General features: G+C 65.8%; 10 protein-coding genes. 7 read left to right on the top strand and 3 right to left on the bottom strand.

Annotated features, from left to right (window positions below; translation table 11 throughout):
- The first annotated feature begins 239 nt into the window (after positions 1 to 239).
- The 7 genes from xdhA (at position 240) to AWB72_RS04635 (ending at position 9,542) form a co-directional block, all read left to right on the top strand.
- Positions 240 to 1,757 (top strand): xanthine dehydrogenase small subunit, encoded by a 1,518-nt coding sequence (gene xdhA / locus AWB72_RS04665; RefSeq protein WP_040051853.1) that lies wholly within the window; start codon positions 240 to 242, stop codon positions 1,755 to 1,757.
- Positions 1,754 to 4,120 (top strand): xanthine dehydrogenase molybdopterin binding subunit, encoded by a 2,367-nt coding sequence (gene xdhB, locus AWB72_RS04660; RefSeq protein WP_040051852.1) that lies wholly within the window; start codon positions 1,754 to 1,756, stop codon positions 4,118 to 4,120. The genes xdhA and xdhB overlap by 4 nt, the downstream gene beginning before the upstream one ends.
- Before the next feature lie 44 nt (positions 4,121 to 4,164).
- Positions 4,165 to 5,178, top strand: coding sequence for a xanthine dehydrogenase accessory protein XdhC (gene xdhC, locus AWB72_RS04655; RefSeq protein ID WP_040051851.1), 1,014 nt, complete (start codon positions 4,165 to 4,167; stop codon positions 5,176 to 5,178).
- Positions 5,179 to 5,196: 18 nt separating this feature from the next.
- The gene (locus AWB72_RS04650; RefSeq protein ID WP_040051850.1) at positions 5,197 to 6,219 is read left to right on the top strand and encodes an adenosine deaminase; all 1,023 of its coding nucleotides are present in this window, start codon (positions 5,197 to 5,199) and stop codon (positions 6,217 to 6,219) included.
- Positions 6,220 to 6,276: 57 nt separating this feature from the next.
- Positions 6,277 to 7,647, top strand: a complete 1,371-nt coding sequence (locus AWB72_RS04645; protein WP_040051849.1) for an NCS2 family permease — start codon at positions 6,277 to 6,279, stop codon at positions 7,645 to 7,647.
- 29 nt (positions 7,648 to 7,676) lie between these two features.
- Positions 7,677 to 9,005: a guanine deaminase gene (guaD, locus tag AWB72_RS04640; RefSeq protein ID WP_040051848.1), complete on the top strand. Its 1,329-nt coding sequence runs from the start codon at positions 7,677 to 7,679 to the stop codon at positions 9,003 to 9,005.
- A gap of 93 nt (positions 9,006 to 9,098) precedes the next feature.
- On the top strand, positions 9,099 to 9,542 hold the full coding sequence (locus AWB72_RS04635) for a hypothetical protein (protein WP_040051847.1): 444 nt from the start codon (positions 9,099 to 9,101) through the stop codon (positions 9,540 to 9,542).
- Here the strand turns inward: AWB72_RS04635 and AWB72_RS04630 are convergent, their stop codons facing one another.
- From AWB72_RS04630 to aepX, 3 genes are read right to left on the bottom strand one after another with little or no spacing between them, the layout of a single operon-like run.
- Positions 9,543 to 10,607: a 2-aminoethylphosphonate aminotransferase gene (locus AWB72_RS04630; protein ID WP_040051846.1), complete on the bottom strand. Its 1,065-nt coding sequence runs from the start codon at positions 10,605 to 10,607 to the stop codon at positions 9,543 to 9,545.
- Positions 10,607 to 11,764: a phosphonopyruvate decarboxylase gene (gene aepY / locus AWB72_RS04625; protein WP_040051845.1), complete on the bottom strand. Its 1,158-nt coding sequence runs from the start codon at positions 11,762 to 11,764 to the stop codon at positions 10,607 to 10,609. The genes AWB72_RS04630 and aepY overlap by 1 nt, the downstream gene beginning before the upstream one ends.
- Positions 11,757 to 13,454, bottom strand: coding sequence for a phosphoenolpyruvate mutase (gene aepX, locus AWB72_RS04620; RefSeq protein WP_040051844.1), 1,698 nt, complete (start codon positions 13,452 to 13,454; stop codon positions 11,757 to 11,759). Before aepX ends, aepY begins: the two co-directional genes overlap by 8 nt.
- Between the last annotated feature and the right edge of the window lie 15 nt (positions 13,455 to 13,469).

The raw sequence follows: 13,469 nt of genomic DNA, 5'->3' as shown, positions 1-13,469 counted from the left end.
CGGGCGCGCAGTCTGCCGCCCGCCCGCGCGCGTCGCTTAACCGCTCCTTCGCTTTTCGCTTCCCCGCATCAGCGCTTCCGCATAATCTTGATACCGTCCCGAAAATATTTTTGGGATATTGCGGTGCTATGGTCGAGGCTGGATGGCGATCTACGTGCGCGCAGTCCGCTTGCCGCCTTCGGCGATACAAGCGACAAACCGCGTAACGCGCGCCTGGTCCGCAATGTCCCTGCTCGCTCATGACAACGCAAACCATCCGCTTTCTCTGGCGCGGCGCCGTCCGCGAAATCGACGACGCGCCCGCCACACGCACGGTGCTCCAGCATCTGCGTGAGACCGAGCTTTGCACCGGCACGAAGGAAGGCTGCGCCGAAGGCGATTGCGGCGCGTGCACGGTCGTCGTCGGGGAACTCGACGAAGCCGGCAAGCTCGCGCTTAAAGCCGTCAACGCGTGCATCCAGTTCCTGCCGACGCTCGACTCCCGCGCCCTGTTCACCGTCGAAGACCTGCGCGGCGCGGATGGCGCGCTGCATCCGGTGCAGCAGGCGCTCGTCGATTGCCACGGCTCGCAATGCGGCTTCTGCACGCCGGGCTTCGTGATGTCGCTGTGGGCGCTGTATCACGCGCATCCGAACGATGCCGGCCCGCCTTCGCGCGACGAAATCGCCACCGCCATTTCCGGCAATCTGTGCCGATGCACCGGCTATCGGCCGATCGTCGATGCCGCCGAGCGCATGTTCGACTATCCGCAGCCGTCGTTCGACCGCGCGGCGATCGAGGCGTCGCTCGCGCAATTGCGCCGCACGCAGACCTTCGAATACCGCGCCACCGATGCCAGCGACGCGAGCGTCTATCGCGCGCCCGTCACGCGCGCCGAATTCGCCCGCCTGCGCGCAGCGAATCCGAACGCGCGGCTGCTTGCGGGCAGCACCGACATCGGCCTGTGGGTCACGAAACAATTCCGCGATCTCGGCGACATTCTGTTCATCGGCAATGTGGACGAGTTGAAGCGCATCGAGCGCGACGCGCAGCATCTGACGATCGGCGCGGCGGCATCGCTCGAAGATGCCTACGCCGCGCTCACCGCCGATTACCCGGAACTCGCGGAATTGTGGACGCGCTTCGCGTCGCGGCCGATACGCAATGCGGGCACCATCGGCGGCAATGTCGCGAACGGCTCGCCGATCGGCGATTCCATGCCCGCGCTCATCGCGCTGAACGCCGAACTGGTGCTGCAACACGGCGACAAGACGCGCACCGTGCCGCTCGATGCGTTCTACCTCGCGTATCAGAAGACCGCGCTCACGGCGGGCGAATTCGTCGCGGCGATTCGCGTGCCACGGCCAAGCGCCGACTTGCGGTTCCGCACCTACAAGGTGTCGAAGCGCTACGACCAGGACATCTCCGCCGTCTGCGCGGCGTTCGCGATCAGGCTCGACGGCGCGCATCGCGTGACGGACGCGCGCATCGCGTTCGGCGGCATGGCCGCGACGCCGAAACGCGCGTCGAATGCGGAAGCGGCGCTCACCGGATGCGACTGGACCGAAGCCAGCGTGCGCGCCGCGATGGCCGCGCTCGACAGCGATTTCCAGCCGCTCACCGACATGCGCGCATCGAGCGCGTATCGCGCGAAGGTGGCGCGTAACGTGCTGTTGCGCTTCTATCTGGAGACGCGTGCCGACGCGCCGCTCGCGCTCGCCGAAGTGAACGCGTTCGCCTACGGCGCGCACGCATCCGTTTCCGAGGAGCAGCCATGAACAAGGCCAGCGAACCGGTCGAACTCGATGCCGCCGTGCGCGACGCAGCGGGCGCCCCGCTGCCGCACGAATCGGCGGCGCTGCATGTGAGCGGCGAGGCGATCTACACCGACGACATCGCCGAATTGCGCGGCACGCTCCACGCGGCGCTCGGGCTGTCGCGGCATGCGCACGCGCGCATCGTTTCGCTCGATCTCGATGCCGTGCGCGCCGCGCCGGGCGTGATCGCCGTGCTGAGCGCCGCCGACATTCCCGGCGAGAACAATTGCGGCCCCGTGCTCCACGACGATCCGATCCTCGCCGCCGACGAAGTGCAGTATCTCGGCCAGCCGGTATTCGCGGTCATCGCCGAGACGCACGATCTGGCGCGCCGCGCCGCCGCGCTCGCACGCACCGAAGACGTCGTGCGTTACGAGCCGCTCGAAGCCGTGCTGACGCCGCGCGAAGCGAAAGCGCGCAAGCAGTTCGTGCTGCCGCCGCTGCATCTGAAGCGTGGCGATCCGGACGCGCGCATCGCGGGCGCGAAGCATCGTATCGCTGGGGAATTCGAAGTCGGCGGGCAGGAACAGTTCTATCTCGAAGGACAAGTCGCGTACGCCGTGCCGAAGGAATCGGACGGCATGCTCGTCTACAGTTCGACGCAGCATCCGAGCGAAATGCAGCAAGTCGTCGCGCATATGCTCGGCTGGCCGTCGAACGCGGTGGTGTGCGAATGCCGGCGCATGGGCGGCGGCTTCGGCGGGAAGGAATCGCAATCGGCGCTGTTCGCGTGCGTCGCGTCGCTCGCGGCGCATCTGTTGAAGCGGCCGGTCAAGCTGCGCGCCGACCGCGACGACGACTTCATGATCACCGGCAAGCGCCACGACGCGGTCTACGAATACGAAGTCGGCTTCGACGACGACGGGCGCATCGAAGGCGCGCGCGTCGACATCGCGCTGCGGGCGGGCTATTCGGCGGATTTGTCCGGCGCGGTCGCGACGCGCGCGGTCTGCCACTTCGACAACGTGTATTTCCTGAGCGATGTCGATATCCGCGCGTTCTGCTGCAAGACGAACACGCAGTCGAACACGGCGTTTCGCGGCTTCGGCGGCCCGCAAGGCGCGCTCGTGATGGAAGTGATGCTCGATGAAATCGCGCATCGGCTGAAACGCGATCCGCTCGACGTGCGGCGCGCGAATTTCTACGGCATCGGCGAGCGCGACGTCACGCCGTATGGCCAGCCGGTCGCGGACAACGTGATCGCACCGCTGACCGACGCGCTGGTCGCATCGAGCGATTACACCGCGCGCCGCGCCGACATCGCCGCGTTCAATGCGGCGAGCGCGGTGCTCAAGCGCGGCATCGCGTTCACGCCGGTCAAGTTCGGCATCTCGTTCAACGTGCCGTTCCTGAACCAGGCGGGCGCGCTCGTGCACGTCTACAAGGACGGCTCGGTGCTCGTCAATCACGGCGGCACGGAAATGGGGCAGGGGCTCAACACGAAGGTCGCGCAGGTCGTGGCGAGCGTGTTCGGCATCGGCCTCGCGCGCGTGCGGGTGACGGCCACGGATACGTCGAAAGTCGCGAATACGTCGGCGACGGCGGCATCGACCGGAAGCGACCTCAACGGCAAAGCTGCCGAAGACGCCGCGCTCGCCATCCGCGCGCGTCTCGCCGATCTCGCCGCGAAGCAGCTCGGCGGCGCGGCGGCGGACGTGCGCTTTTCCGGCGGCGTCGTGGCGTCGAACGGCGGGCAGATGCCGTTCGATCAGCTCGTCGCGGCCGCTTATCTCGCGCGCGTGCAGTTGTGGTCGGACGGCTTCTACGCGACGCCGAAAGTCCACTGGGACGCGAAGACGCTGACCGGCCATCCGTTCTATTACTTCGCGTACGGCGCGGCGGTGTCGGAAGTCGTCGTCGATACGCTCACCGGCGAATGGAAGCTCCTGCGCGCCGATCTCTTGCACGACGCGGGGCGCTCGATCAATCCGGCCATCGACATCGGGCAAGTGGAAGGCGGCTTCATCCAGGGCATGGGATGGCTCACGACCGAGGAACTCTGGTGGAACCGCGACGGGCGGCTCATGACGCACGCGCCCTCCACGTACAAGATTCCCGCCGTCAACGATACGCCCGCCGCGTTCAACGTCGCGCTGTACGACAACGGCAACGCCGAGCCGACGATCTTCCGCTCGAAGGCAGTCGGCGAGCCGCCGCTGTTGCTCGCGTTCTCCGTGCTGCTGGCGATCCGGCGTGCAATCGCGGCGATTGCGCCCGATGCGCCCGACGCGCCGAAGCTGCGCGCGCCCGCGACGCCCGAAGCGATTCTCGATGCGCTCGACGCGCTCACGGTCGAGGCGAACGAAGCCCTGCCGGTAAACTAGCGCCTGCGACGACGCAAACACGATCATTTTCCGGAGCCCCATCGATGCAAGTTTGGCTGACCGACCTGCAACACCTGCTCGCGCACGGCGACGCGGTCGTGCTCGTGACGGTCGCGCGTGTCGAAGGCTCCGCGCCGCGCGAGCCGGGCACGAAGATGATCGTCACGCGCGAGGACGCCCGCTATACCATCGGCGGCGGCCATCTCGAATGGAAGGCGATCGAAACCGCGCGGCAAGTGCTTAAGGACGGCATGCACATGCAGCGCATGCGAAGGCTCGAGCGTTTCGCGCTCGGCCCGAGCCTCGGCCAGTGCTGCGGCGGCGCGGTCGTGCTCGCTTTCGAGCGGCTCGACGTGTCGGACCTCAACTGGGTGACGTCGCTTGCGAAACGCACGGCGCAAGGTCTTTCGACCGTGCGCAGCGTTTCCTTCGCGCCGATGCCCGCCGCGGTCATGCTCTCCGATCCCGAGCCGGGCGCGGAAGACGCCGACTGCCTGTTGTGGGACGGCGCCGGTTTCGACGAAAGCGGCGCGCTGCTCACCGAAACCGTCGCGCCGCGCGACTTCAAGGTGGTGCTGTTCGGCGCGGGTCACGTGGGCGCGGCCCTCGTGCGCGTGCTCGCGACGCTGCCTTGCCACGTCACCTGGGTCGATGAACGCGACGCCGCTTTTCCGGCCGCGCAATTCGTCCCCGGCAACGTGACGATCGAGCCGAACGACGCCCCGGACGAAGCCGTCGACAACGCGCCGCCCGGCACGTATTTCGTCGTGATGACGCACAACCATGCCGTCGATCTCGCGCTTGCCGAACGCATTCTCGCGCGCGGCGACTTCGCGTTCTTCGGCATGATCGGCTCGCACACGAAGCGCCGGCAGTTCGAGCATCGGCTGGCGGCGCGCGGCATCGACCCCGCGCGTATCCGACGGATGGTATGTCCGATCGGCATCGACGGCATCGTCGATAAAGCGCCCGAAGTGATCGCCGTTGCAGCGGCAGCCCAGCTGCTGCAGGCGGTCGAAGCCAACATGGCGCATGCTTCGTCGTCGCAAACCGTTTAACTGCCCAACAACAAGCCCATGAATCCCACACTCGCCGACAAGATCGCGCACGCCCCCAAGGCGGAGCTGCATATCCACATCGAAGGATCGCTCGAACCCGAGCTGATCTTCGAACTGGCGAAACGCAACAACGTGAAGCTCGCGTACGGCTCCATCGACGCCCTGCGCGCCGCCTACGCGTTCAGCGACCTTCAATCGTTTCTCGACATCTACTACGCCGGCGCGAGCGTGCTGCTCACCGAGCAGGATTTCTACGACATGACGATGGCCTACGTCGAGCGCGCGCTCGAAGACCACGTCGCGCATGCCGAAATCTTCTTCGATCCGCAGACGCACACCGAACGTGGCGTGCCGATCGAAACGGTCGTCGCGGGCATCGAAGGCGCGCTCGCCGAAGCCGAAGCGCGCGGCCTGAGTTCGCGCCTGATCCTGTGCTTCCTGCGTCATCTTTCGGAAGAAGACGCGCTCGCCACGTTCGATTCCGCGCTGCCGCTCTTCGACAAGTATCCGCATCGGCTGATCGGCGTCGGGCTGGATTCGTCGGAACGCGGGCATCCGCCGTCGAAGTTCGAGCGCGTGTTCGCGAAGGCGCGCGAGCGCGGGCTGAAGCTCGTCGCGCACGCGGGCGAGGAAGGTCCGCCGTCGTATGTGTACGAAGCGCTCGATCTGCTGAAAGTGGATCGCGTCGATCACGGCGTGCGCAGCATCGAAGACGCGGCGCTGGTCGCGCGTCTCGCGGATGAACGCATCGCGCTGACCGTCTGCCCGCTGTCGAACCTCAAGCTCTGCGTGTTCGACGACATGACGAAGCACACGCTGAAGGACCTGCTCGATCAGGGCGTCGCGGTGATGATCAACTCCGACGATCCCGCGTACTTCGGCGGCTACGTCAACGCGAATTACTTCGCCATCGTCGATGCGCTGAAGCTCTCGGACAAGGAGGTCTACACGCTCTTGCGCAACAGCCTGGAAGCGTCGTTCGTGAGCGATGAAGAACGCGACGGCATGATCGCGCGCCTCGACGCGTACTGGAAGCAATAACCGCAAGACGCTGCAATACCTGCAATAACCCGCAATAACGCACTGCAAGCAATAAAGATGGAAACCACAGTCACCACTCAACGCGACACCACCGCACTCGAACGCTTCTTCGGCATTCGCGCGGCGGGATCGCGCACCAAGACCGAAGTCGTCGCGGGCATCACGACGTTTCTCACGGCGATGTACATCATCGTCGTCAATCCCGGCATTCTTTCGCAAGCGGGTGTGCCGTTTCCCGCGGCGCTGACGGCCACCGTCATCGTCAGTTTTCTCGGCAGCTGCGCGATGGGTCTCTATGCGCGCAATCCGGTGCTCGTCGCGCCCGGCATGGGCATGAACGCGCTCTTCGCCTTCGTGATGGTTCATGGCGGCAAGATGCCGTGGCAGACCGCGCTCGGCTGCGTGTTCTGGGCCGGCGTGATCTTCGCGGTGCTCGCGGTCTTCAACGCGCGCAAGCTCGTCGTCGATGCGATTCCCGCGAACCTGCGGCATGCGGTGTCATGCGGCATCGGCTTGTTCATCAGCCTGATCGGCTTGGTGAACGCGAAGTTCGTCGTCGGCGATCCGGTGACCATCGTGCATTCGGCATCGCTCAATCCGGTCGTCATCACGTTCCTGATCGGCCTCGCCGTCACCACGATTCTCGTCGCGCGCAAAGTGACCGGCGCGCTGATGCTCGGCATCGTGTTCACGACGATCATCGCGATTCCGATCGGCCGCGTCTGGGGCGACGGCACCGCGTACTGGCCCGCCGCCATCGCCACGAAAACGCTCGTCAACTGGAACGGTCTCTTTTCCGCGCCGGACTTCTCGGGCATCGGACAACTGGATCTCGTCGGCGCGCTGAAGGTGGTCTACTGGCCGTTCATCTTCGTGATGCTGTTCACGTCGTTCTTCGACGCGCTCTCCACGTTCATGGCGATCTCCGAAGCCGGCAAGCTCTACGACGCGAAGGGCGATCCGCGCAACATCCGCCAGTCGATGATGGTCGACGCCTTCTCCGCGCTCGTCTCCGCGCCACTCGGCACGAGCCCGGCGAACGCGTATATCGAATCGGCGGCGGGCATCTCGGCGGGCGGGCGCACGGGGCTGGTCGCCGTCGTCGCGGGCCTGTGCTTCCTGCCGTTCCTGTTTCTTTCGCCGCTTCTGTCGCTCGTTCCCGCGATCGCGACCGCGCCCGCGCTCGTGCTCGTCGGCGTGTTCATGATGGAAGCGATCACGAAGATCGAATGGCATCGCTTCGATGAAGCCATTCCCGCGTTCCTCGCGATGATCCTGATCCCGCTCACGTACTCCATCACGGACGGCGTGGCGTACGGCTTCATCGCGTTCGTCGTGCTGAAGTCGGCGACGGGACGCGCGAAGGAAATCAAGCCGGCGATGTGGGTCATCGCGGCCTTCTCGATCGTGCTGCTTTCGCAGTTGTAGACATTCCTAGAAACCGGAGACGTTGCACCATGACTCAGACCGCCTACCGCGCCCAGTTGCTCACCTTCCGCGACGACCCCGCGCATGCCGCCGATGGCGCCGTGTACGAGGCCGATGGCCTGCTCATCGTCGAGGACGGCAAGGTGGCCGCGGCAGGCGCGTATGCGTCGCTGCGCGACAGGCTCGGCCCGGACGCGACCGTCCACACCATGCGCGACAAGCTGATCGTGCCGGGTTTCATCGACTCGCACATTCACTATCCGCAGACGGACATGATCGCGTCGCCCGCGTCGGGCCTGTTGCCGTGGCTCAACACGTACACGTTTCCGGTCGAGCGCGGCTTCGAGAATCCGGCCGTCGCGCGCGAGACGGCGAGCTTTTTCCTCGACGAACTGCTCGCCTGCGGCACGACGACCGCGCTCGTCTACTGCACGGTCCACAAGCAGTCCGCCGATGCCTTCTTCGCCGAAAGCGATGCGCGCGATCTGCGCATGGTCGCGGGCAAGGTGCTGATGGATCGCAATTGCCCCGAGTTCCTGCGCGACACGGCGCAATCCGGCTATGACGACAGCGCCGAACTCATCGCGCGCTGGCACGGACGCGGCCGCCAGCATTACGCGCTGACGCCGCGCTTCGCGCCGACATCGACGGAAGCGCAGCTCGAAGCGTGCGGCGCGCTCGCGCAGAAGCATCACGATGTGTTCATCCAGAGTCACGTCGCGGAGAACACCGACGAGATCAAGTGGGTCGAAAGCCTCTTTCCGGGGCATCGCAGCTATCTCGACATCTACGATCACTACAACCTGCTGCGGCGGCGCGCGGTGTACGGCCACTGCATCTATCTCGACGATGCCGACCGCCAGCGCATGGCCGAAACCGGCGCGGTGGCTTCGCACTGTCCGACATCGAATCTTTTTCTCGGCAGCGGTTTGTTTGATTTTGAGAAAGCTGGCGCGTCAAACATGCCGGTCGCGCTGGCGACGGACGTGGGCGGCGGAACGTCGTTCTCGATGCTGCAAACGATGAACGAAGCGCACAAGGTCGCGCGCCTGACGGGTCATCATCTGACCGCGACGCGCATGTTCTGGCTCGCGACGACGGGCGCGGCGCGCGTGCTCGATCTCGACGACAAGATCGGCACGCTGGCGGCGGGCAGCGAAGCGGATTTCGTCGTGCTCGATCCGGCCGCGACGCCGCTGCTTGCGCGTCGCACGGCGCGAACGGAATCGCTCGAAGAATTGCTCTTTGCGTTCGCGCTGCTCGGCGACGATCGCGCGGTGTACGAGACTTACGCGGCGGGCAAGCGCGTGCATGCGCGCGACAACCGCAAGACCGCGAAGCTGGAACTGGCGGCCTGAGCGAGATTCGCGCGGGGGAATCTGCGCGGCGCGGCTCATGCATGTTTTTTGCATTGTGGTTAGCATGCCCGATGCCATTTACGTCGCTTAGACATGACGCTCGCCCGCCCAATCATCCGCCTCGCCTTGCCGTTCGCGCTGACCGCGTGGGCTACGTTCGCGCACGCCGGCACCAAGGCGCTCGAATCGCAACTCGATTGCAAGTCCACGCCGCACGACTTCATCGCGCCATTGCAGGACGACGGCTTGCTCGAAAAGAAACCGATGCGCGTCGAACCGAATTCGGTCAATGCGTTCAGGCCGACGAAGGGATCGACGCTGACGGCTTATGGCTTCAAGGTGTACGCGCTCGTGGCGTATCAGAAAGACGATCCGCTCTTCAGGCAAGGCAAGGGCGAACCGATCGGCGATGCGGCGTACGGCGCCGTCGTGTGGGGCGGGGACGACGAAGTGGAACAGCGGGTGCGCGCGGCGGGCAGCGACGCGGTGGTGCACCACGTCGCGCCCTTCGTCACCGCGATCTTCTGCAAGCCCTGATCAGCGCACCAGTTCGGCGACCGATGCGATCAGCCGGTCCATGTCGCTTGCGTCGAGTGCGCCCATCGTCGAGATGCGGAACAGGCTCTTCGACAAACCGCCCTGCCCGGCATAGATCACGAAGCCTTTGGCCTTCAGCGCGTCGTGCAGCGTTTCGTACGTGACGCCCGCGGGCAGCCGATACGCGCGCAACACCACCGACGATTCATCCGGCGGCAACGCACTCTCGATGCCCAGCGCAGCCAGCCCCGCGCGAACCTGCTCGGCCAGCGCCGCATAGCGAGCGTGGCGCGCGCGCCAGCCGCCTTCGTCCTCGAACTCGCGCAGCGCTTCGACGAGCGCGTAATACGCATGCACCGACGGCGTGAACGGCGTGTTGCGCTCGTCCTGCAGCTTCGCGAGCCGCGCGATGCCGAGGTAATACGTGCGGCTCGCGGCCTTCGTCAACGCATCGCGCCGGACGATCACGAACGCCGCGCCCGGCACGCCGTGCAGGCACTTGTTCGCCGTCGCCGCGACCGCGACGATGCCGCCGCCGTCGAAATCGATCGCTTCGGCGCCGAAGCTGCTGACGCCATCGACGAGCAAGCCCACGCCGCGCTCGCCGCACGCGCGCGAGAGCGCATCGATGGCGTTCAGGCGGCCGGTCGTCGTTTCGTGATGGATGATCGCGACATGCGTGAACGCCTTCGCGTCGATCATGGCGACGATCGCGTCGATGTCGGGCGCCTGCATCCACTCGTACTTCACGACTTCATGCTCGATGCCGTACTGTTTCGCGATCTGCGCGATACGGTCGCCGTACACGCCGTTCTCGACGACGAGCAGACGCCCGCCTTCCGGCACGATGCCCGCCACCATGCTTTCGACGGCCGCCGTGCCGGAGCCGGTCATCAGCACCGCCGTCCATTTGGCGGGATCCAGCTCGTAAGCGGCGACGAGACGTTTGCGCGCTTCATCCTGAAGATCGAAGAACTCGGGCTCTCGATGGCACAAGTCCGTTTGCAGAAGGCTGTTGCGCACGCGCTCGGTCAGCGTGACGGGGCCAGGATTGAGCAGCAGCATCAGCGTTCTCCGATGTGTCGTTGCAGGCGCGCGCGCACGTCCTCGGGCGTGATCTTCGGGCGCGGCAGGTCGGCGGGCGTGCCGGTATTGATCGACAGCCGCGCGAAGCGCGCGCCTTCGGGCGCTTTCGCTTCGAACAGGCGATCGATCACGCCGATGTCGTCGCCATCGAGCGCGAGCGCGTAGCCGCACGCCGACGCGATCGACGCGAAATCGACGCCGCGCGAGACGGTCGCCTGTCCGCCGGTCGATTCGTGCGCGCCGTTGTCGAGCAACAAATGCAGCAGGTTCGACGGACCGTATGCGCCGAGCGTCGCAAACGCGCCCATGCGCATGAGCGCGGCGCCGTCGCCGTCGAGCGCGACGACCGTCAGGTCCGGGCGCGACAGCGCGAGACCGAGCGCCATCGGCGTGACGCAGCCCATGGAGCCGACGAGATAGAGCTGGTTCTCGCGATCGTCGATTGCGTAGAGTTCGCGGCCGCAAAAGCCCGTCGATGCGAGCACGACGGTCGAATCCTTCGGCGTTCCTGCGATCACGCGTTCGAGCGCTTCGTGCCGCGACACGCGCTCGCCTTCGAAGCGCGCGACCGCCGCCGGTTGCGCGGCAACGCGCACGCCCGACAAGCCGGTCTTCTTGAGCTGATACGGCGCGACGCTGCCCTTCTGCATCACGAGCGCATACGGACGGCCGGTGCGATCCATGTACTCGGTCGCGCGATCGAGCGCCGGGCCGATGGCATCGCTCTCCGTCGGGAACAGCTCCCACGGAATTTCCATCGTGTCGAGCATCTGCGGCGTGATGGGGCCCATCAGCGCGTGCTGCGGCTCGTCGGCGACGCCCGGCTGCCCGCGCCACGTGACGATCAAAAGCTGCGGCAGGCGAAACGTCCACGTGAGCGACGTCAGCGGACTCACTGCGTTGCCGAGGCCGGAGTTCTGCATCATCGCGATGCCGCGACGCTTCGCCCCGCCTCCGAGCGCGACGCCCGCGATCAACGCGACGGCATCGCCCTCATTCGCCGCCGACACGTAATGCAGCGATTCGTCCTGCAGCACGTAGTTGATGAACGGCGTGAGAAACGAGCACGGCACGCCCGCATACCAGTCGAAGCCGCGCGCGCGCGCCGCTTCGACGAACTCGGCGGCTTCAATCACGCGCGTTCTCCATGCCTTCCGAACCGATAGGCGTCTGACCATGCGCGAAATCGCCCGCGCGCCGGAAGTCGTCGAGATCGTTCACGCCGCGCCAGTGGCCGTGCACGTATTGCACTTCGATTTTTTGCCCCGCCGCGATCAGCGCGTTGAGCAGCGCGGCCATGTCGAGCGTGTCGAAGTCCGCGCGCTGCTGAAGCTGCGTCAGCGTGTCGATGAAACGCTCGCGCGCGCCGCCGCGCACGTTGATGAGGCCCATCCAGCGGCCTTGCGGCGCGCGGCCTTCGGTCAGGCTTTGTCCCGCGCCGACGACGCTTTCCAGCCACACTTTCTGGCCGAAGAGCGCGCGATCGTCGGCGGTCGAGCAATAGGCGAAGTCCGTCGCGGATGCGCCCGCTTGCGGCGTCTGCGACGAATCCACGACGACGCAGAAGTCGCTTTCCGATTCCACCAAATCGCGCAGGATATAGCTGCGGAACAGCAGATCGCCGTAGGAAATCACAGTATCGCCGGTGATGTGCTTCGCCGCGCACGCGAGCGACGCGAGTTCGCCCGTCGTTTCATGCTTCGCGTTGACGACCAGGCGGATGCCCGACGCATCGATCGCGTCCGCGCGATAACCGCCGACGACGGTGATGTCGTTGATGCCTTCCTTCTTGAACGCTTCGGCCAGATGGCGCAAAAGCGGCTTGCCCGCGACCGGCAGCATCACCTTCGGACGATCCGCCGTGACCGCTTCGAGGCCCGCGCCGCGGCTCGCCGCCAGCACGACCGCGCCGCGCTTCTCGTTCGCGGCGGTCAGATAGAGATTCTCGGCGGCGGAATATTCGTCGGCGTCCTGCAGGCGGAAAATTTCGTTCACCGACGCGATGCGGTCTTCCACGTTGACGAGCGTCTCGCTGTCGTGGATTTCCTTCGCGATCGCCTGCATCGCCGAAACCGCGCCGCGAATCAGATGGTTCGCCCAGATCACCGTGCTGATGCCCGCCTGACGGAACACGTCGGTCGGCGTGCTGTAGTACTTCGTCGGCACGATCACGAGCGGACCGCGCCCCGCCCATTCGCGGGCGAACGTCAGAATCTCGTCGGGCTTCGAGAGCTTGCTGTGAATGAGAATGGCGTCCGCGCCCGCCTGGCGATACGCTTCGGCGCGCTTGAGCGCCTCTTCCATGCCCCAGCCGGCGATCAGCGCTTCCACGCGCGCGACGATCGAGAAATTCGGATCGCTCTGCGAATCCTTGCCGGCCTTGATCTTGCCGCAGAATTCGTCGATGTCGGCGAGCGGCTGTGCTTCGCCATTGATGAAGCTGTTGGTCTTCGGGAACTGCTTGTCCTCGATGCACACGCCCGCGATGCCGCGCTGCTCCAGCTTCTTCACGAGACGGCGCACGTTGTTGAAGTTGCCGTAGCCTGTGTCGCCGTCGAGCAGAATGGGCAGATCGCTCGCGTCGGCCATGAATTCGAGGTTGTCGACGACCTGCGTCCAGCTCGCCTCGTTGTTGTCGCGCACGCCGAACTGCGCGGAAATCGAGAGGCCCGAGCCCCAGATCGCCTTGAAGCCCGCTTCCTTCGCGATGCGCGCGGAAATGCCGTTGTGCGCTTCCATCAGGAATTCGAGGCGGTTGCTCGTCAGCATCTCGCGCAGGCGCAGCGTGCGCGAATAGCCGACCGGAATGTTGCTGGGTGCGTTCATTGTCGAATTGTCCTC

It is taken from the genome of Caballeronia concitans, from assembly GCF_001544615.1.
Taxonomy (GTDB): domain Bacteria; phylum Pseudomonadota; class Gammaproteobacteria; order Burkholderiales; family Burkholderiaceae; genus Caballeronia; species Caballeronia concitans.
This window is presented reverse-complemented; position numbering and strand designations above follow the sequence as displayed.